Genomic DNA, 20,279 nt, shown 5'->3' on the forward strand with positions numbered 1-20,279 from the left:
ATTGATTATCAGTTTATAGAGCAAGTTTTATATTCTATTCATGCCAGCAAATAAGGAATATCAACCAAAAATGGTTAATTAATTTATATCCAACCTCTATTTTAGAAAAAAAAGAGCATTTAAAAAACCAACCATAAAAAATAATGGTGATTTAATTTTAATTTAATCACTTTCTTGTGCAAGATATTTCTGTCATCTATCTTTAAATTGAAATTTACAGATGCTATGTAAATAAAAAAAATCTCATTTAAGGAATAATTATGATTAAGAAAATCTCAGCAACCATTATGCTATCATTGCTATTTGCTTCTGGTGCACAAGCGGCTTGTAAAATTGTGAACTCCGGATTGCAAAATAAAACAATATACGCTGGTGAAAAAAATTCCATGATTGTTAGCAATATCCAACAAGCTGGAAAAGTTTTAGCTGACACGCTTGTTACACCACAAGAAATATCTCTGCAAACCCATATTGATTTAGAAAAAGTATTATTTGTTTGTGATGAATCAGATAAAGATAAACTCTATGAGTTAGCCTATAGACCTTATGGTTGGGCTGATAATGCAACACCGGCATACAGTGAAAATAAGATTCAATTTTTTAAAACAAGTGCTGTGGGAGTTTACTTCCAGTTTTTCTTGGGTGAAGGTTCTGAATATGAATTCCTTCCATATAAAACAATGAAAAAAATATCATCTAGCCCATCTGTAACACAACCGAATAAAATCGAAGTAAAATTAAAAGATTTTTCAGGTGTTAGAAACTTACAAATTCGCTCAGATAATATGAATGTCCCTAATGGTGAACAAACAATTGCGGGTGTTTCCCGTGGAATTGTCGCATTTATTGGCCCTGGTATTAATGATAATTTAAATAATTCTAGCGGAGTTATTACTGCATCTCCGGTTGGAGAAAGTTATTTAAATGTCGCTCAATATCCGGCCAAAGTAAAATTAGACCAATGCGCGCAATAAAATAAATGTTCTCCACGAAACGTTAGTGACAATATTCACTAACGTTTTTTATTTTTAATGAAAACATGTTTATATTGATATTAAAACTATTTAATTAAGCGGTTAAAAACAATGAGAGCACTGTTAATATTATCGATACAGTAGCAAATACCGTGAGCTTAACAAATGATTTACTAAGAAGATATAAAGATTGAATTCCTCTTTCCCATAGGACCCAATGATTCCCCCTAAAAATAGCCAAACAACTGCGATGTTGTTGGCCTCCTTCAATCAAATCATGAAACTTATAGTCAAATGAGAATTCAGCAAAAAATTAATCAAATCTCACGTTATCTATATTAACGCTGTTAATAGCAAAAATAATCGTCTTGGCCTTAGCTTTTATTTTGCAGGACCAAGCTCTCTTTTCTCTTTGTTAATTAACGTCTTCAATTAAAGGTAAAAGGAGGCATATCAAAAGTGATAAATACAGGTTCATTTGAGGGGGAGAAGATGCTCACGGTAAGTGGCGAGCATCAACACATTAAATATCACAATAATGTGATTAGGAGTCATTACTGGGCATTGAAACGTATGTTCAGCCTCATACTCGGCCTTAAGCGACCAGAATCACCTTTTAAACGAATAAAGGGATTGAAAGTGAAGCAAGCCCTTCGTAAAGGGCAAGCAAAATGTAGACTTTCTTCTGTATTGGCAACAGCACCCTTAATCTTCAGAGTGGATACGCTCAATATTCGCACCTAAGCCACGTAGCTTATCTTCAATGTGCTCATAACCACGGTCAATGTGATAAATACGATCAACTGTCGTCGTGCCTTCTGCGATACAACCCGCAATCACCAAACTTGCAGATGCACGTAAATCCGTTGCCATAACTTGCGCGCTCGTCAGTTTCTCAACACCATGACATAGCACTGTGTTGCTTTCGATTTCAGCATGAGCGCCCATACGGATAAGTTCAGGGATATGCATAAAGCGATTTTCAAAAATGGTTTCAGTGATCATACCAGCCCCTTCAGCCACTAGGTTTAAAAGGCTAAATTGAGCTTGCATATCTGTCGGAAAACCTGGGTGTGGTGCGGTACGTAACGTCACTGCTTTGGGACGTTTACCTTCCATATCAAGGCTGATCCAATCGTCACCGATTTCAATTTTAGCACCTGCTTCACGCAGTTTTGCCAAAACAGCATCCAGTGTATCTGGACAGGCATTGCGGCAAATCACTTTTCCTCTTGAAACGGCTGCTGCAATAAGGAAAGTGCCGGTTTCGATACGGTCGGGTAACACACGGTAAGTTCCCCCACCTAACCGTTCAACCCCTTCAATAACAATACGGTCAGTACCCGCACCAGTAATTTTGGCACCTAACGTATTCAAGAAGTTAGCTGTATCCTCAATTTCTGGCTCACGGGCAGCATTTTCGATCGTCGTTGTCCCTTCTGCCAATGTGGCTGCCGTCATAATGGTGACAGTCGCGCCCACACTGACTTTATCCATAACGATGCAAGCGCCTTTTAAACGGCCATCAACGGTCGCTTTTACATAGCCATCTTCTAATACAATGTGTGCGCCAAGTTGCTCTAACCCAGAAATATGTAGGTCAACAGGACGTGCCCCGATAGCACAACCACCTGGCAATGAAACTTCCCCATGACCAAAACGTGCAACCAACGGCGCAAGAGCCCAAATTGATGCGCGCATGGTTTTAACTAGATCATAGGGAGCACAATATTCTGTAACATGTCTTGCATCAACATAAATGGAACCATTGCGCTCAACTTTGGTTCCTAATTGATTGAGAAGTTTGATAGTCGTATCAATATCTCTAAGTTTAGGGACATTTTGTATTTCTACTGGCTCTTCGGCTAGTAGCGCAGCGAACAGAATTGGTAGTGCAGCATTTTTGGCACCGGAGATTGTCACCTCACCCTCTAAACGAGTGGGCCCTTTAACTAAAAATTTATCCATTCGGTTACTCTCGTATTCATATTCATCCTATTTCGGATTGCAAATGTCTTCAGAAAAAGTAGGACTATCGCGTTCCTTACGCCTAGTGCTATCTTTATTGACTCACTGCATGCAACCCGAGATAGTTTTGAGTATAGATTTTAAATACTGTTCGCAGTTTTTTATCAAAAACCGTTTAGCTTGCGGTCACGTGCCCAATCAGCTGGGGTATATGCCTTAATTGAAAGCGCATGAATACGGTTGTCCGCGATATACTCCATCAAAGGAGCATAAACAGCTTGCTGCTGCTTGACTCTGCTCATATTTTCAAACATGGCACCGACGGCAATAACCTGAAAGTGGCTGCCATCACCATTAACAATCACCTCATCCAGAGATAGCTTGTCCATCAATACTTGTTTTATTTCGTTGGTTTCCATATATGACTCAATTTTATCATCATCGATTTTGGTATAAATAGACGTCTATCCTAAAGGATCCGAAACAAATCTTAAACCAAAGAAAACGCCCCCGGTGCATAAAAACACGCAGAGGCGCTTTTTTTACACAAACTGACCTTAACTTAGCAATAATGACTTAACGCCATACAGTTCCATCAAGGTTGTTAAATTATCGCTCATTCCCACTATTTGTAGTGAGCGTTTTTGCTGCTCAAACTCACCTTTTAAACGGACCAACATAGCGAGTCCAGTTGAGTCAACGTGATCCAAGCCTGACACATCGATTTGCTCAACTTGGGATAACAAAGTCTCACGCTGCTCCCAAAATACAAGCAAAGACTCTCGGCCTAATGTGCCAGATAGTTTAACTGTTGACGATGCGGTGTCCCACGTAAGCGCATGACTCATGTGATTATTTCTCATCCAGAGTAATAGGTGCTTTCGCACTGATTTCTAACTGTTTTGTTAGACCATCAATACCTTGTTTACGTAAAATATCGCCCCATTCATTTTGCTTAGTGGTGATCATACTGACACCCTCTGCAATCATATCATAAGCTTGCCAGTGGCCTGTTTTGCTATTTTTACGCCATTGGAAGTCTAGGCGCACAGGCGGGCGACCATTAGGATCGATAATGGTGACTCGGATCGCGACGATATTTTTATCGCCAAGAGGCTGCTCTGGCGCTATTTGATACGTTTGACCATGGTACATCGCCAATGCTTGGCCATAGACTTGTTCAAGGTAAGCTTCAAAAGCGGCAAAATATGCTTCACGCTGTGCAGGCGTTGCATTTTTGTAGTAAGTTCCTAGTACGAGTGCTCCCGCATATTTAATTTGTACATAAGGCAGCAGCTCTTCACGAACAATAGTTCGTAAGTAGTTAGGATCTTTACGGATTTTAGGCTGTTCTTCCTTCAATCGTGTAAACGTTTTTTCAGCCGCTTCATCCATGAGTTTATAGGGGTTGGTTTGGTCAATCGCCATTGCAAATGGTGCAATCGCCAGCATGGCTATCATCATTAAGCGCTTAAACATAAATTATTCCTTCTAAATCCGTATTAATGTCGAATCAATTTGCTGTAGGATCAGCACCTTGACTATCTCCACTCTTATATAGGAACTGCCCTATCAGATCTTCTAATACCATCGCAGGTTTAGTATCTTCTAAGCGCCCCCCATCTTTAAGGGTTTCAATTCCTAATTCTTCACCAGAAGGGCCAATATTCATTGCAATATATTGTTCTCCTAGCAAACCAGAAGTACGAATAGATAACGAACTTGAATCTGGAATGTTGTCATACTCACTCAACAAATCAATTTTCACATCAGGCACATAGTTATCTTTATTCAGCGTAATGCTTGCAACTCGACCAATCACAACACCGCCCACTTTCACTGGGGAACCTTCTTTTAAGCCACCAATGTTTTCAAAAGAGGCAGAAACCTGATAGGTGGATTGACTACCAATTGACTTTAAATCAGCCACTTTTAGACATAGAAAAACAATTGCTGCAATTGCCAGCAGCATAAAACAACCTACCCATATTTCACTTTTTTTACTTTGCATGACTTAGTTCCCAAACATCAGTGCTGTAAGTACAAAATCTAGACCAAGAACCGCGAGTGATGCATGAACAACGGTTCGTGTTGTCGCTCGGCTTATCCCTTCCGATGTTGGGATAGCGTCATAGCCATTAAACAATGCAATCCAAGTGACTGTGATGGCAAAGACAAGACTCTTGATAAAGCAATTCACAATATCCATGCGCCAATCAACAGAAGATTGCATTGAAGCCCAAAAAAAGCCTTCATCAATCCCTTTCCAATCAACGCCAACCAATGCACCACCGAGGATCCCTACGGCAACAAAGATAAGTGATAGCAATGGCATACTAATAAAGCCAGCCCAAAAACGCGGGGCAATCACTCGACGTAAGGGGTCGACAGCCATCATTTCAAGGCTTGATATTTGCTCAGTCGCTTTCATCAGGCCGATTTCAGCGGTTAATGCAGAGCCAGCACGCCCTGCAAACAGCAGTGCTGTCACGACAGGCCCTAATTCACGCAATAACGATAATGCCACCATCATTCCGAGACTGGCTTCAGCACTAAAGGTTGTTAGAACAAGATAGCCTTGTAACCCAAGCACCATACCAATAAATAGCCCTGAAACTGCAACTATTAACAATGATTGCACACCAACAGCGTACAATTGCCTAATTAACAGTGGCCATTGTTTGGAAAATTCGGGTTTTCCAAACAATGAACGAAACAGCATATAGCCGGCTCGCCCAAAAGCCGAAAAAATTTCAATCCACCGACGTCCGAAGGCAGCGATTGCCTCTACTATCATCTTATTTTACCCTAATAAATCAGCCAGATAATCATTGGCGGGGAAACGGAATGGTACAGGCCCGTCAGCAATACCATCTAAAAACTGCCTAACGCGTGGTTCTTGGTTATCTCTTAACTCATCACCAGTCCCTTGTGCAATCACATGCTGCTGAGCAACGATATAGGCATTGTCAGCAATACTAAGCACTTCTGGCACATCATGAGAAACCACCACGCAGGTCACGCCTAATGCTTGATTCAGCTCATCAATCAATTTGACTAGCACGCCCATCGTAATGGGGTCTTGTCCAACAAAAGGCTCATCAAACATAATTAGCTCAGGGTCAAGTGCGATAGCTCGAGCCAAAGCTGCTCGTCTTGCCATCCCCCCCGATAACTCTGAAGGCATCAATTTTGCAGCCCCTCGTAAACCTACCGCTTCTAGCTTCATCATGACCGTAGTATGGATCAATGATTCCGGTAAGTGAGTATGTTCACGTAAAGGAAATGCTACGTTGTTAAAAACATCCATATCAGTAAATAGCGCCCCAGACTGGAACAACATGCTCATTTTTTTACGAGCCTGATACAGTTTTGAGCGTGATAATTCCGGAATATTATCACCATCGAACCAAATTTCACCTTGATTTGGGCGTAACTGGCCGCCAATAAGGCGTAATAGCGTGGTTTTCCCTATTCCCGATGGCCCCATAATTGCCGTTATCTTACCCCGTGGTACTGTTAGGTTAATATTTTCAAATATTTTCCTATTGCCACGAGTAAAAGACATGTCACGCACTTCGATTAAGTTGTCTGTCTTTGTTTGCATTTGTTTGATAGCCCGTCACATCATCAATTTTTATTTTCTCAAAGCGCTAGGCTCGCGATTTTACAGAAAAATAGACCAAAAATCGTCTAATATCACATCTGATTTTATTTATAGTATTATAACGTTCTAAATAGCGTTATTGGTGTGAAAAATGTGTTTTTTTATATCTAAAAGATACATACAACAACAGAATTATTAATAGTTAAACATTATTTTTGCGCAATTGAAGCAGATAGCTCTTAGACTTTAAAAATTTGTTATTCGTTGAGAATACTAAAGTTCATCATTCTTTATTTGGTTTATGATGCTAATGAATACCGAGAGCCACTGACTTAAGCTTTTGTTAATCTCCGCCAGTCATCATTGATTAAAATATAATTAATATTCGACTGATTTGACAAAGCACTTACTGATAGTAAGTATTCGTTATACAATTCGCGCTCGCTAATCCGATTAACTGAAAAGCTACGCATGGAACAGAAAATGTCAAACATCGATTTTCAGCAAGTAGGCAAAGAAGTTCTCCATATCGAAAGTGAAGGCCTAAAAAATTTAGAACAATATATCAACGATGATTTTACCCACGCTTGTCAGCGCATTTTTGCTTGCCAAGGAAAGGTCGTTGTGATGGGTATGGGAAAATCGGGTCATATTGGGCGAAAAATTGCAGCAACCTTGGCCAGTACAGGTACACCTTCTTTCTTTGTGCATCCTGGCGAAGCTAGCCATGGCGATCTGGGAATGATTACCCATAAAGACATTGTATTGGCAATTTCTAACTCTGGTGAATCGAGTGAAATCCTAGCGCTATTGCCTGTTTTAAAACGAATTAAAGTTCCATTGATCTGCATGACCAATAACCCTAATAGTAATATGGGTAAATATGCCGATGTTCACCTCTGCATAAAAGTGCCAAAAGAAGCGTGCCCATTAGGCTTGGCCCCTACCACAAGTACCACCGCAACACTGGTGATGGGGGATGCATTAGCGATTGCCTTACTCACCGCGAGAGGCTTTACGCCGGAAGATTTCGCACTTTCTCACCCTGGTGGCGCACTTGGGCGCAAACTTTTATTATTAGTTCGTGATTTAATGAATGTTGGTGATGATATTCCTCATATTCCACAAACAGCGACGTTACGTGAAGCATTAATTGAGATTACTCGCAAAAAATTAGGCATGACTGTGATTTGTGATGACGAGATGAATATTGCTGGTATTTTTACAGATGGTGATTTGCGTCGCATCTTCGATATGGGTATTGATCTTAACAACGCAAAAATAGCCGATGTGATGACGCCAGGTGGCATCAAAATAACCCCGAATATGTTAGCGGTAGAAGCACTTAACCTTATGCAGTCTAAACATATTACTTCATTGATGGTCGCAGAAGGTAATAAGCTAGTCGGTGTTTTACATATGCATGACCTTTTACAAGCTGGTGTTGTATAAAGAAAAGGAATGATTATGGATCCGCACTTTCAGGACACGTATTACGGTCCTGTAACCCAAAATGTTTTAAAAAAAGCCGCTAAGATTAAATTGTTAATCTGTGATGTCGACGGTGTCATGTCTGACGGCCAAATTTACATGGGAAATAACGGCGAAGAGCTGAAAGCATTTAACGTGCGTGATGGTTACGGTATTCGCTGTTTGTTGACCTCGGGTATCGACGTGGCCATTATCACTGGCCGAAAGGCAAAATTGCTTGAAGATCGCGCAAAGACACTCGGTATTACATATCTTTACCAAGGACAGAGCGATAAGCTTTTGGCGTATCATGAACTGTTAGATACACTAAAAGTAAGCGCGGAAGAGACAGCCTATATCGGAGATGATCTTATTGATTGGCCTGTCATGGCAAAAGTTGGGCTATCTGTAGCGGTTGCTGATGCACACCCATTGCTACTACCAAAAGCCGATTACGTTACACGCATTGGTGGTGGTAAAGGAGCAGTTCGTGAACTTTGCGATTTGATCCTGATTGCTCAAAATAAACTGGAAGAAGCTAAAGGCTTATCGATTTAAAGAATAAAGACACCCATGAGTAACGCTAAAAAGTGGTTAATTATCCTGTTATCCTTGATAGCACTTGGCCTGATCGGTTGGAACCTCGCTGGTTATGATACCAGCACCCCAACAGCAGGCGTTATAGATAACAGTCAACCTAATTATCAAACTGATGATTCAGTGACATTCGTCTATAATCCAGCAGGTGATTTGGCCTATAAACTTGTATCAGATAAAATTGATAATTATACGGCAGACAAACTCACTTGGTTTACTAACCCTGTTTTGACAACTTATAACGAAGCAGGCTTACCGACATGGACTGTACGGTCACTCAAGGCCAAACTGACGAATGATAGAGTGCTCTATTTGTATGACGATGTCCAAGTCGATAGTTTAAGCCCTGATTCACAAATTCAGCGAATTTCAACCCAAAGTGCTGTCGTTAATCTGATAACACAAGATGTTTCATCGGATGATAAAGTTACCATCATCGGGCAAGGCCTTAATTCTACTGGTTTAAAAATGCGCGGTAACCTGCGTTCAAGAACCGCAGAGTTAATTGAAGATGTAAAAACTCATTACGTGCTACAAAAAGAAGAGCAAAAAAATGAATCAAGTAAATAAAAAGCGTTTTATTCAAGGAGCCGTTGCCAGCGCAATTTTTGCTCTTAGCGTACCAGCTTCCGCATTAAAATCTGATACACAACAACCGATGACAATTAACTCAGTCAAGCAGTCCCTTGATTTAGAGAAAAATGTCACCACATTTACAGATGATGTTGTGATTAAACAAGGTTCTATTGATATCAGAGCCAATAAAGTCGTGGTTACGCGTCCTAGCAGTAACTCTGACAAAATTACGATAGAAGCGTTTGGTAATCCAGTGACGTTCTATCAACTACAAGATGATGGTAAGCCAATTAAAGGCCGAGCAGCGAAAGCACGCTACGAAGTGGATAAAGAACTGCTGACATTAACAGGTAATGCCTATCTTGAGCAGTTAGATAGCAATATTAAGGGTGATAAAATTACCTATATCGTGCCGACACAACAGATGGAAGCATTTAGCGATAAAGGCAAACGCGTCACCACAGTATTATTGCCATCACAGTTACAAGAGAAAGGCCCCGCGGCAAACAACGGAAAGAGTAAATAATCGTTATGGCGACATTAACCGCTGAGAATCTGGCAAAAGCCTATAAAAAACGCAAGGTCGTTGAAGATGTCAGCCTTGAGGTGAAGTCTGGTGAAATTGTTGGTTTACTTGGTCCTAATGGTGCGGGTAAGACGACCACCTTTTATATGGTGGTCGGAATCGTCCAGCGAGATGCAGGTAAGATTACCATTGATGGCGAAGATATTAGCCTGTTGCCTCTTCATGAACGCGCACGCCGTGGTATTGGCTATCTGCCTCAAGAAGCCTCAATTTTTCGCCGCTTGAGCGTTTATGATAACCTGATGGCAGTGCTAGAAATACGTCATGACTTAAATTCAGACCAACGTAAAACACGTGCTGAAGAGCTAATGGAAGAGTTTAGTATCACCCATTTGCGCGATAGTATTGGTCAATCGTTGTCAGGTGGGGAACGTCGCCGTGTTGAAATTGCTCGCGCATTAGCCGCGAATCCGAAATTTATCTTGTTAGATGAGCCGTTTGCTGGTGTTGACCCAATTTCAGTATTGGATATCAAAAAAATCATCCAACATTTACGTGACTATGGTCTGGGCGTGTTGATCACCGACCATAACGTGCGAGAAACACTCGATGTCTGTGAAAGAGCTTATATTGTGAGCCAAGGGCACCTGATAGCACACGGAACACCTGAGATGATCCTCGAAAATGAACAAGTCAAACGCGTTTATTTAGGGGAAGGCTTCCGTCTATAAGTTATTAGTCATAGACTCTAAAATAAGTCGAGCATCGCTAGGTGACAGAGACACGATTTGTTGAATGTCTTAATAAATCAGAAAGCAGGTCAACAACATTCGCTAGCGATACCGTCACTGGTTGTATGACAAATATATTTTTGAGATGGAGATAAAAGACCATTCATGAAGCAAAGTTTGCAGCTCAGAATCAGTCAGCAACTTGCAATGACACCCCAACTGCAACAGGCTATCCGCCTGTTGCAGCTCTCTACACTTGAGCTACAACAAGAAATCCAACTCGCTCTAGAAACCAACCCCCTTCTAGAACAAGAAGAAAATGCCAATGAATTAGATTCGCTGGATGACATCGATATCGACACTGATAGTAGCGAAATCGATACCAAAGATGCACTCGAAAAGGGTGATATGCCCGATGAGCTCCCACTGGATGCCAATTGGGATGAGATTTACACCGCTGGCACACCTTCAGGCACCAGCAACGACTACAGTTTCGATGAATTACCGGTCTACCAAGGGGAAACGACACAAACCCTACAGGACTATTTGCAGTGGCAATCCGAGTTAACCCCTTTTACCGATACGGATCGTGCTATTGCGACAGCAATTATTGATTCTATTGATGATTCAGGCTATCTCACCACATCAATTACCGATATCCATGAAGGTATTGATAACCCTGATATCACTTTGGAAGAAGTGAGCGCGGTTTTAAAACGAATCCAACATTTTGATCCCCTTGGAGTGGCGGCACAAGACCTTAAAGAATGTTTACTCATTCAGCTATCTCTCTATCCGAAAAATACCCCTGGATTAGAGGAAGCTCGCACGATTATTCGCCAACACATCGATTTACTGGCAAATCGCGATTTTCGCCAGCTCACTAAGCTGACTCGATTAAAAGAAGATGCACTAAAAACCGCTATTGATCTGATATTGACGTTGAATCCCAAACCCGGCCAATCCATCAATACCGGAGAGTCTGAATATGTCATTCCTGATGTTTTAGTGAAAAAAATCAATGGACACTGGCAAGTTGAATTAAATACAGATAGCATCCCTAAACTAAGTATTAACAATCACTATGCTTCACTGATAAAAGATTCAGTAAGCGAAAGTGATTCACAGTATATTCGTAGCAATTTGCAGGATGCTAAATGGCTGATTAAGAGTTTGGAAAGTCGCAATGAGACCTTGTTAAAAGTCGCAACTTGCATTGTTGAACAGCAACAAGAATTTTTCGAACTCGGCGATGAATATATGAAACCCATGATATTGGCTGATATTGCTTATCAGGTCGATATGCATGAATCGACAATATCGAGAGTCACAACGCAAAAATATCTCCATAGCCCTAGGGGAATTTTTGAATTGAAGTATTTTTTCTCTAGCCATGTGAGTACCGATACTGGAGGAGAAGCTTCCTCAACGGCAATACGTGCGTTAGTGAAAAAACTGGTTGCTGCTGAGAATCCAGCAAAACCATTGAGTGACAGTAAATTGACCAGCATGCTGGCCGAACAGGGCATTCAGGTTGCTCGTCGAACTGTCGCTAAGTACCGTGAATCGTTATCTATTCCGCCCTCAAATCAACGTAAAAAGTTGGTTTAATTGACAAAGTAAGGAAGATTGTATGGAATTTCAGATTACTGGACACAATATCGAAGTCACCCCTGCATTGCGTGAAACTGTTGAGAAAAAAATCAAAAAATTGGAGCAATTATTTGATCGTATCAATGGTATTCAAGTCGTTTTAAAAGTTGAAAAAGTTCAGCAGATTGCTGAAGCAACTGTGCAGGTGAATGGTGCAGAACTCCATGCGTCAGCTGAAGAAAACGACATGTACGCAGCAATCGACCTACTGGTAGACAAATTGTCACGCCAGTTAACCAAACATAAAGAAAAACTGAGACAACACTAGTCTATTTATGGTGAAATCACTCAGTGATTTATGACCAATAAATAATTAAAACCAGATAGCGTACCCCGCTATCTGGTTTTGTAGTCCTAAGCGAACAATAAAATGAACAGTGATATAGAAATCCAATTAAGCGCCGTATTATCACCAGCCTGTACACGTAATAACCTTGTCTGTACTAGCAAGAAAAGGGCTCTCGAGATTATTAGTGAACTCGCTGCCGCAGAGTTGGGATTACCGGAAAATACGGTATTTGAAGCATTACTCACCAGAGAAAAAGTCGGAACAACAGGTATTGGTAGTGGAATCGCCATTCCTCACGGTAAGTTAGCAGAAGGTGAACATACGCAAGCTGTTGGCGTTTTTTTGCATCTTGAAGAGCCTATTGCCTTTGATGCCATCGACAATCAACCTGTCGATCTGCTTTTTGCATTACTTGTGCCTGCCGATCAGTGCAAAACACACCTGCACACGTTATCGTTAATCGCCAAAAAATTAGCAGACAAATCTTTTTGTAAGCGTCTCAGATCGGCACAAAGTGACGCTGAGCTATATAGTATTATTACTGAGTAATCTATAATTGAATGACTTTGTCATCACAGGGTTACATGTATATAAAATTTTGATATTTTCTATATAGCTGTACTGACATAAACTGTGATGTTTTAATAAGTAAGCAAAAGTTCGATTCAACTATCGAGATCATATGATCATCGAAAAGAAACAAAAGGGAGTTAGCTCATGGTGCTGATGATTGTCAGCGGCCGTTCCGGTTCGGGAAAATCCGTTGCCTTACGTGCGCTGGAAGATATGGGTTTCTATTGTGTGGATAACCTGCCGGTTGTGCTGCTTCCAGAACTGGCCAATTCACTCGCAGATCGTAATATTTCAGCCGCTGTGAGCATTGATGTGCGTAATATGCCCGATAACCCAGAGATCTTTGAAGAGGCATTAGATAGATTACCTGCTAGTTTTTCGCCTCAACTCTTGTTTCTGGATGCTGATCGCAACACATTAATTCGCCGCTATAGCGATACGCGTAGGTTACATCCTCTTTCCAGTAAAAATTTATCGCTAGAGAGTGCGATAGATGAAGAAAACGAGCTGTTAGAACCACTACGCTCTCGTGCTGATTTAGTGATAGACACCTCTGAAATGTCAGTGCATGAATTAGCAGAGATGTTGAGAACACGTTTAATGGGCAAACGTGAACGTGAGCTCACCATGGTGTTTGAATCTTTTGGTTTCAAACACGGTATCCCTATCGATGCGGATTATGTTTTTGATGTCCGCTTTTTACCCAATCCGCACTGGGATCCTAAATTACGCCCAATGACAGGGTTAGATCGCCCCGTTGCTGCATTCTTAGATAGGCATACTGAGGTCCATAACTTTATTTATCAAACACGCAGCTACCTAGAATTGTGGCTGCCAATGCTTGAAACAAATAATCGTAGTTATCTGACTGTCGCTATAGGCTGTACTGGCGGTAAACACCGTTCTGTTTATGTTGCTGAACAGCTAGCTGATTATTTTCGTTCCCGCGGCAAAAACGTACAGTCCCGCCACCGAACGTTAGAAAAACGGAAATAATGACACTAAAAGCGACCATCACCTTAAAAAACCGGCTTGGCATGCATGCTAGGCCGGCAATGTTACTTTATGAATTAGTTCAAAAATTTAACTCTAGAGTTATTTTACGCAATAATAATCATATCGAGGCTGAGGCGGATAGCGTTATTGCGATGTTGATGTTAGACTCAGAGCAAGGAAGTACCATTGATATTGAGGTTAGCGGCCCTGATGAAGATCAGGCTTTATCCGCGATAATTAACCTGTTCGAAAGTGGATTTGATGAAAGTTAGTATAATCAACCAATTATTTACGAACTAAATATCAGTTGTTTTACAACTATTGGCTCAGAGATCGTGATCATGATCTCTTCCTTTTGGAGCTTGAAGAGCCTAATATTTTATACAATTTTATCACAGCGACACCCCCTACCTTATTGGGTGGGGGGTGTTTGCTTTGTACGTCTCTATTGGAGTGTGGTATGACAAAGCCAACAATTATTATCAATGATTTAGATGCAGAGCGCCTAGACGCACTATTGGAACAAGCTGCTTATGCAGGTACCCCAGTTGCTGACGCATTGAATGATGAACTTGATCGTGCAGATATCCTGTCACCACAGGAAATTCCTGCTGACGTCGTCACAATGAACAGTACTGTGCGTTTTCTTGATCTAATCAGCAATGAAGAACGCACGCGTACGTTGGTTTATCCAGCATCATTAAAAGATAGTGCGGAACAACTCTCTGTAATGGCACCCATTGGCGCTGCTTTACTTGGTTTACGTGTCAATGATGAGATCAGTTGGGCATTACCTAATGGTGTTGAAACTCGCGTTAGAGTACTTGAAATTATTTATCAGCCAGAAGCGGCTGGTGAGTTTCACCGTTAATGCCCCAATAACGCGCTAGTACTGTGTTAGGGCCCATAAGGGCGCCTAACACATTTTGCCTTACCGTATCACCTTCACTCTTTTCAATCCCCATTTCATCACTTCTAAAGATGAGTGACTCAACTCATTCCATCAACAAATTCGTGGCATGTTTTTTTACCATATGCACGAACTGTTGACTTTCCTCTGTCGATACAAAACAACGAGCAGGAATAATAATGGTACTGACACGGTCAAAAAACAGGTATAACAAGTCGCCATCTGTTCGGATAAACGTAAATTTTTCCCACTTGATAAATGAAGAGCCATATTCGCTGGTTTCATGAATGCCTTGTTCATCAAAATAATACTGCTTTTCAGAAAAAAGTAAGCTATCGGGATCAGGTATTGCACACCGGAAGGTCTGTAATATTCGAGCCGCTATAAATAAAAATAAGCACAGTGAAATAAGCAATGCCATCGAAATTTGGGCCAATGTGATGTTAAGCAGTTGCAACGCCACCACAAATACAACAATAAAAATGATAAACATCACCAAAGGAATGGACGAACTTTTCCCCTTATAAAAATAATTATTTTTATAGCAGTAGTTATTGAACCGTATATATTCATTACGATTTAATGTTACTCGAATGGGGTCTACCATATAAACATATCCTATTGTGAGCAAAAAACTGAGGAGCAATCGCTCCTCAGACTCCTTTATACAACAAATGCTCGCTATAATGCCATTATTGGCCTGCAATGCTCATTTCAGGCAGTAGTACTGAACCACACTGAATATTGCTTCGCGTTTCAATATCATCTGCGATAGTAACCATATTCGCCCACATCTCTTTAAGGTTACCCGCAATAGTAATTTCGCTCACTGGGTATTGGATCTCACCATTTTCGACCCAAAAACCGGAGGCACCACGCGAATAATCCCCCGTGATCCCACTGACTCCCTGCCCCATCAATTCAGTGACAATTAGGCCTGTGCCCATTTGTTTTAACAGCGCTTCAAATGATAAACCTTGCCCTGCAATGCGCCAGTTATGGATGCCCCCTGCATGCCCTGTACTTTGTAGCCCCAACTTTCTAGCTGAATAGGAAGTCATCAACCAAGTTTGCAGCACACCCTTTTCAATAATATTGCGCTCGGTAGTACGCACACCTTCACTATCAAATGGTGATGAGGCGAGTCCACCGATTAAATGAGGCTGTTCATTGATGGTTAGCCATTCAGGCAAAATTTGCTTGCCAAGGCTATCCAATAAGAAAGAGGATTTACGATAAATACTGCTACCGCTGATTGCCCCAACAAGATGACCAAACAGCCCTGTCGCCACTTCAGCAGCAAAAATAACGGGAGCCTTCATTGTTGGCAGCTTTCTTGGTGATAAGCGTGCCAATGTACGACGAGCGCACTCTTGCCCCACCCATTCTGGTGATTTCAAAGCACTCAAGCTGCGTCCAATGGTATAAGCATAATCGCGTTCCATATCACCGTTTTGTTCCGCAATCACACAGCTCGACATAGAATAACGACTTGAACAATAGCTTTGTAGCATACCGTGTGAGTTACCAAACACGCGAACACCATAATGACCATTAAAGCTGCCACCTTCCGTATTCACAATACGTGAATCGACCTGAAGCGCTGCCATCTCGGCTTGTGATGCTAACTTTATCGCTTCCTCTGGTGTAATGTCGCTAGCCTGAAATAATTGTAGGTCAGGCGCTTCAAAAGCGAGTAGTGATTTTTCAGCAGGGCCAGCACAAGGGTCTTCCGACGTATAACGAGCAATATCGACAGCGGCTTGTACTGTGCGTTCAATGGCTGCTGGGCTTAAATCGGTAGAAGACGCACTACCTTTACGTTGATTGTGATAAACCGTGATCCCCAGCGCCCCATCACTATTGAATTCAACATTCTCGACTTCACCTTGGCGGGTACTGACACTAATTCCAGTGCTTTTATTCACCGCGACTTCAGCCGCATCACAACGGCTTTTTGCAAAAGAGAGCGCTTGTGCGACCGCATCTTCCAGTTTTTTACGTTGTTCACTGACTTGTTCAGTTAAATTCATCGACTCAATCCACATAAAATGGGGTAAACCTGGCTTTTTTACACCAACTCACAAATGTCGGGTAGTCATCAGGGCTTTTTCCCAGTTACAATACATAATATATGAATGTTAACATCCACAACGCGGCAGGTCATGTAATTACATCGCTGCGTTCTGTAAAAAGGAAATTGAGATATGGCCAAACAGCCTGAAGACTGGCTGGATGATGTACCAGCGCCACAAGATGAAGACGATGATGAGATCATTTGGGTCAGTAAAAGTGAAATTAAGCGCGATGCTGAAATTCTAAAAAAACTGGGCGCGGAGCTCGTTGAATTAAGCAAAAGTGAACTTGAGCGCATTCCACTCGATGCTCAGTTACTTGAATCCATTGAACTGGCACAAAAAATTAAGCGTGAAGGTCGCCGTCGTCAACTGCAATATATTGGCAAGTTGCTACGTTCCCGTGATGTTGATCCTATTACTGAAGCATTAGATAAACTAAAAAATCGTCATAACCAGCAGGTTGTCATTCTACATAAGCTTGAGGACCTACGTATTCGCCTTGTTGAAGATGGCGACAGTGTGATTGAAGAAGTGGTTGCTCTATTCCCTCATGCAGATAGACAACAGCTCAGAGCGCTCGTGCGCAACGCCAAGAAAGAACGTGAAAGTAACAAACCGCCGAAAGCTTTCCGTCAAATCTTCCAATACCTAAAAGAGCTATCTGAAAGCGCGTAAATTATCCTCCCCTATACCGAGTGAGATATAGGGGAAGATGTCAAAAATAGTGTCCCTCTAAGCACTACTTCGCTTCTTTTATATCAACGTCATATCCACCCATAATACCTTTTTAAGGTTCTCTATGGGGATGGCTGCCTCAATAATCGTTGACTCCTCAAAGAGCCCGTCAATTACCAATATATCCCAATTTTTGATCTCTCATCGTGCTTGAGCCCCCACTTATCGACGGGAGGAGGGGCGGAGGATCATGATTTAAAAAATTAGCGATATCTTATCGTTTGGGGAAATTTTTGTGGGATCTTAGTATGGCTTTCTTCCATACATCGCATTGAAAAGAGCGTTTTTAGCTGAGAAAAATGGGAAGCAGATTTTCTCAATAGTTAGATCTGTTTTTCACAGCCTGATTGTTCATCATCATTTTCACACACAAATATTAGGTCATCCCCCCATAAATCATGCGCATCGTGCATCATCGCGATGATATCGTCAAACGTCGATTTTTGCTCATCGCTAAGATGAGTAAAGACGATAGTAACAGGCAATTCGATACCTGCTGACACACTATCCCACAACGCATCAAGGTTTTTACCAAACCAATCTGGCAATGAAAATTGCAGCTCAAATTGGCGATAAAAATCCTCAATGCTACTAATTTGTTGAAAATTAAAGATAACAACAGGACGGCTCATATCAATACTCTTTAATTAATTTCTTGAAAGCTTTTGTAGTGATCTCGCGTGACATAAATCATGCCATCTGAGGAGTATAGCAAACGGTCGGCACCGCGATGCCCACAGTTATAATTCAGATCAGCTTCATACCATTGGCGATTTGGTGCAATAGGTAAACGCTGTTCACGATTTGAAAAACGGTCACCACCGATAGCTTTACCTGGGAGCACATCACACAAGTTGCCTTGCTTAGGGTTCCATCCTGCCCGACGAGCTTCCTTTTTAGTGACATAAAAACGGGGCAATTGATGGTGTTTTTGCATATACCCTACCACATTGGCTTGTTTTGTTAGCTCATCTATTTGTTGAACATGTTGATTCTGTATTGCTTGCTCTGATGTTGAAGCAGGCTTTTCAGCCTGCTTTTTCTCTTGTTGCTCGCCCGCATTAAAATATAAGCTAAGTGCGATCAACACAGCCATCAACAGCATAGAAATAATACGTTTATTCATCATTACCCTCCTTGGCTTCTCGTTTAAGCTGTACCACCAACGGTCATTTTATCCAATTTCAGTGTCGGCTGCCCAACCCCAACAGGAACACTTTGCCCTTCTTTACCACACACGCCAACCCCTTTATCAAGCGCAAGGTCGTTGCCTACCATGGAAATTTGCTGCATGGCTTCAACGCCAGAGCCAATCAAAGTTGCGCCTTTAACAGGCGAGGTAATTTTACCCTTTTCAATGAGATAGGCTTCAGATGTGGAGAAAACAAACTTACCCGAAGTGATATCGACTTGGCCACCACCAAAATTAGGTGCATAAATGCCTTTATCCACACTAGCAATAATATCCTCAGGTGTTGAAGAGCCTGCTAGCATATAGGTATTCGTCATACGCGGCATCGGTAAATGCGCATACGATTCACGCCGTGCATTCCCTGTTGGCGCAACCCCCATCAAACGTGCATTCAACTTATCTTGAATATAATTTTTCAAGACTCCGTTTTCAATCAACACATTATATTGACCAGGAACACCTTCATCATCAATAGCTAAGGACCCTCGGCGACCTGCGATGGTTCCATCATCAACAACAGTGCAAAGCGGAGAGGCGACCAATTCACCAATTTGCCCAGAGAACACAGAAGTGCCACGGCGGTTAAAGTCACCTTCTAAACCATGCCCAACCGCTTCGTGAAGGAGGACTCCCGGCCAGCCCGCGCCCAATACAACAGGCATCATACCCGCAGGCGCAGCTATTGCAGATAAATTAACCAGCGCCATACGCACCGCTTCTTTAGCATACTGCTCTGCTAGCACCTGACCTTGATGAATTCCAAGGAAATACTCATAGCCATAGCGACCACCACCGCCACTGCCGCCACGCTCGCGCTTACCTTCATGTTCCACTAGCACACTGACTGATAAACGAACCAGGGGGCGAATATCAGCCGCTAATGTTCCATCAGTCGCAGCAACGAGTACCTGCTCATAAACACCCGTAAGGCTTGCATTAACTTCGATCACGCGAGGATCTTCGGCTCGGGCTACCTGATCGACGCGATGCAATAAGGCAATTTTTTCTTCGCGAGATAAGCTTTGTAGTGGGTCCGTTGCCGAGTATAGCTTCTTGTAATCTACCTCGGTTAAAATCTGTGATTTGCCATGACCTTGTTCGTTAACAATGCTACGTGCAGCTGTCGCACTTTGTTGTAATGCCATCAACGAAATCTGATCTGCATAGGCAAATCCTGTTTTTTCACCATTTACAGCTCGAACACCAACACCTTGGTCAATATTATAAGAGCCATCTTTGATAATACGATCTTCTAACACCCATGCTTCGTGATAGCTCGATTGAAAATAAAGATCGGCATAATCGAGCTTACGCTCAGATAATAAACCTAATGTGTCATACAGTTTTTGGTGGTCAAGACCATTGGCAGCCAGCAAATGTTCGCTGACAGAAGCTAAACTCATA

25 protein-coding genes are annotated in these 20,279 nt (G+C 41.8%); 13 read left to right on the plus strand and 12 right to left on the minus strand.

Annotated features, from left to right (window positions below; all coding sequences use genetic code 11):
• Positions 1-260 precede the first annotated feature (260 nt).
• On the plus strand, positions 261-974 hold the full coding sequence (locus tag M1F03_RS15710) for a hypothetical protein (protein ID WP_251464676.1): 714 nt from the start codon (positions 261-263) through the stop codon (positions 972-974).
• Between the two features lie 705 nt (positions 975-1,679).
• Here M1F03_RS15710 and murA read toward each other — a convergent pair.
• The 7 genes from murA to mlaF form a co-directional block, all read right to left on the minus strand.
• Positions 1,680-2,942: a UDP-N-acetylglucosamine 1-carboxyvinyltransferase gene (murA, locus tag M1F03_RS15715; RefSeq protein ID WP_154624909.1), complete on the minus strand. Its 1,263-nt coding sequence runs from the start codon at positions 2,940-2,942 to the stop codon at positions 1,680-1,682.
• A gap of 164 nt (positions 2,943-3,106) precedes the next feature.
• Positions 3,107-3,361 (minus strand): BolA family iron metabolism protein IbaG, encoded by a 255-nt coding sequence (ibaG, locus tag M1F03_RS15720; protein ID WP_154624908.1) that lies wholly within the window; start codon positions 3,359-3,361, stop codon positions 3,107-3,109.
• 138 nt (positions 3,362-3,499) lie between these two features.
• On the minus strand, positions 3,500-3,790 hold the full coding sequence (gene mlaB / locus M1F03_RS15725; protein ID WP_154624907.1) for a lipid asymmetry maintenance protein MlaB: 291 nt from the start codon (positions 3,788-3,790) through the stop codon (positions 3,500-3,502).
• A 4-nt stretch (positions 3,791-3,794) separates the two neighbouring features.
• Complete coding sequence (gene mlaC / locus M1F03_RS15730) at positions 3,795-4,421, minus strand: phospholipid-binding protein MlaC (protein WP_163863000.1); 627 nt, start codon at positions 4,419-4,421, stop codon at positions 3,795-3,797.
• Positions 4,422-4,455: 34 nt separating this feature from the next.
• Positions 4,456-4,953 carry an outer membrane lipid asymmetry maintenance protein MlaD gene (gene mlaD, locus M1F03_RS15735; RefSeq protein WP_163863002.1) on the minus strand — a complete coding sequence of 166 codons (498 nt, stop codon included), beginning with the start codon at positions 4,951-4,953 and terminating at the stop codon, positions 4,456-4,458.
• Between the two features lie 3 nt (positions 4,954-4,956).
• Positions 4,957-5,739: a lipid asymmetry maintenance ABC transporter permease subunit MlaE gene (mlaE, locus tag M1F03_RS15740; protein WP_154624904.1), complete on the minus strand. Its 783-nt coding sequence runs from the start codon at positions 5,737-5,739 to the stop codon at positions 4,957-4,959.
• 6 nt (positions 5,740-5,745) lie between these two features.
• Positions 5,746-6,549: a phospholipid ABC transporter ATP-binding protein MlaF gene (gene mlaF / locus M1F03_RS15745; protein WP_249999315.1), complete on the minus strand. Its 804-nt coding sequence runs from the start codon at positions 6,547-6,549 to the stop codon at positions 5,746-5,748.
• A gap of 483 nt (positions 6,550-7,032) precedes the next feature.
• Between mlaF and kdsD the strand changes: the two genes are divergently transcribed.
• From kdsD to rnk, 11 genes are all read left to right on the plus strand, one after another.
• Entirely contained in the window at positions 7,033-8,001 is a 969-nt protein-coding gene (gene kdsD, locus M1F03_RS15750; protein WP_154624902.1) for an arabinose-5-phosphate isomerase KdsD, read from the plus strand.
• A 15-nt stretch (positions 8,002-8,016) separates the two neighbouring features.
• Positions 8,017-8,577, plus strand: a complete 561-nt coding sequence (gene kdsC / locus M1F03_RS15755; protein WP_318840000.1) for a 3-deoxy-manno-octulosonate-8-phosphatase KdsC — start codon at positions 8,017-8,019, stop codon at positions 8,575-8,577.
• Positions 8,578-8,592: 15 nt separating this feature from the next.
• Positions 8,593-9,186, plus strand: a complete 594-nt coding sequence (gene lptC / locus M1F03_RS15760; RefSeq protein ID WP_251464677.1) for an LPS export ABC transporter periplasmic protein LptC — start codon at positions 8,593-8,595, stop codon at positions 9,184-9,186.
• Positions 9,170-9,718, plus strand: coding sequence for a lipopolysaccharide ABC transporter substrate-binding protein LptA (lptA, locus tag M1F03_RS15765; protein WP_154624899.1), 549 nt, complete (start codon positions 9,170-9,172; stop codon positions 9,716-9,718). Before lptC ends, lptA begins: the two co-directional genes overlap by 17 nt.
• A gap of 5 nt (positions 9,719-9,723) precedes the next feature.
• Positions 9,724-10,449: an LPS export ABC transporter ATP-binding protein gene (gene lptB / locus M1F03_RS15770; RefSeq protein WP_154624898.1), complete on the plus strand. Its 726-nt coding sequence runs from the start codon at positions 9,724-9,726 to the stop codon at positions 10,447-10,449.
• A gap of 165 nt (positions 10,450-10,614) precedes the next feature.
• Positions 10,615-12,060: an RNA polymerase factor sigma-54 gene (rpoN, locus tag M1F03_RS15775; RefSeq protein WP_154624897.1), complete on the plus strand. Its 1,446-nt coding sequence runs from the start codon at positions 10,615-10,617 to the stop codon at positions 12,058-12,060.
• Positions 12,061-12,082: 22 nt separating this feature from the next.
• Positions 12,083-12,370, plus strand: coding sequence for a ribosome hibernation promoting factor (gene hpf / locus M1F03_RS15780; protein WP_154624896.1), 288 nt, complete (start codon positions 12,083-12,085; stop codon positions 12,368-12,370).
• 102 nt (positions 12,371-12,472) lie between these two features.
• Positions 12,473-12,940, plus strand: a complete 468-nt coding sequence (ptsN, locus tag M1F03_RS15785; RefSeq protein WP_154624895.1) for a PTS IIA-like nitrogen regulatory protein PtsN — start codon at positions 12,473-12,475, stop codon at positions 12,938-12,940.
• Positions 12,941-13,108: 168 nt separating this feature from the next.
• Entirely contained in the window at positions 13,109-13,960 is an 852-nt protein-coding gene (gene rapZ, locus M1F03_RS15790) for an RNase adapter RapZ (RefSeq protein WP_154624894.1), read from the plus strand.
• Positions 13,960-14,232 carry a PTS phosphocarrier protein NPr gene (gene npr, locus M1F03_RS15795; RefSeq protein ID WP_154624893.1) on the plus strand — a complete coding sequence of 91 codons (273 nt, stop codon included), beginning with the start codon at positions 13,960-13,962 and terminating at the stop codon, positions 14,230-14,232. The genes rapZ and npr overlap by 1 nt, the downstream gene beginning before the upstream one ends.
• A gap of 188 nt (positions 14,233-14,420) precedes the next feature.
• Positions 14,421-14,831, plus strand: a complete 411-nt coding sequence (rnk, locus tag M1F03_RS15800) for a nucleoside diphosphate kinase regulator (RefSeq protein WP_154624892.1) — start codon at positions 14,421-14,423, stop codon at positions 14,829-14,831.
• 124 nt (positions 14,832-14,955) lie between these two features.
• On the opposite strand, the gene M1F03_RS15805 is transcribed toward rnk, so the two are convergent.
• Positions 14,956-15,363 (minus strand): YcxB family protein, encoded by a 408-nt coding sequence (locus M1F03_RS15805; protein WP_318840001.1) that lies wholly within the window; start codon positions 15,361-15,363, stop codon positions 14,956-14,958.
• Positions 15,364-15,562: 199 nt separating this feature from the next.
• Entirely contained in the window at positions 15,563-16,903 is a 1,341-nt protein-coding gene (pmbA, locus tag M1F03_RS15810) for a metalloprotease PmbA (RefSeq protein ID WP_154624890.1), read from the minus strand.
• Positions 16,904-17,077: 174 nt separating this feature from the next.
• Here pmbA and yjgA point away from each other — a divergent pair, with 174 nt between their 5' ends.
• Positions 17,078-17,623: a ribosome biogenesis factor YjgA gene (gene yjgA, locus M1F03_RS15815; RefSeq protein WP_154624889.1), complete on the plus strand. Its 546-nt coding sequence runs from the start codon at positions 17,078-17,080 to the stop codon at positions 17,621-17,623.
• 383 nt (positions 17,624-18,006) lie between these two features.
• Here the strand turns inward: yjgA and M1F03_RS15820 are convergent, their stop codons facing one another.
• Genes M1F03_RS15820 through tldD form a run of 3 tightly spaced genes read right to left on the minus strand, consistent with a single transcriptional unit; the run spans position 18,007 to position 20,278 of the window.
• Positions 18,007-18,315 (minus strand): barstar family protein, encoded by a 309-nt coding sequence (locus tag M1F03_RS15820; RefSeq protein ID WP_154624888.1) that lies wholly within the window; start codon positions 18,313-18,315, stop codon positions 18,007-18,009.
• A gap of 11 nt (positions 18,316-18,326) precedes the next feature.
• The gene (locus tag M1F03_RS15825) at positions 18,327-18,809 is read right to left on the minus strand and encodes a ribonuclease domain-containing protein (protein WP_196713753.1); all 483 of its coding nucleotides are present in this window, start codon (positions 18,807-18,809) and stop codon (positions 18,327-18,329) included.
• Between the two features lie 23 nt (positions 18,810-18,832).
• The gene (gene tldD / locus M1F03_RS15830) at positions 18,833-20,278 is read right to left on the minus strand and encodes a metalloprotease TldD (protein ID WP_163863009.1); all 1,446 of its coding nucleotides are present in this window, start codon (positions 20,276-20,278) and stop codon (positions 18,833-18,835) included.
• Position 20,279: the final 1 nt, after the last annotated feature.

The organism is Providencia sp. PROV080, from assembly GCF_033688105.1.
Classification (GTDB): Bacteria; Pseudomonadota; Gammaproteobacteria; order Enterobacterales; family Enterobacteriaceae; genus Providencia; species Providencia zhejiangensis.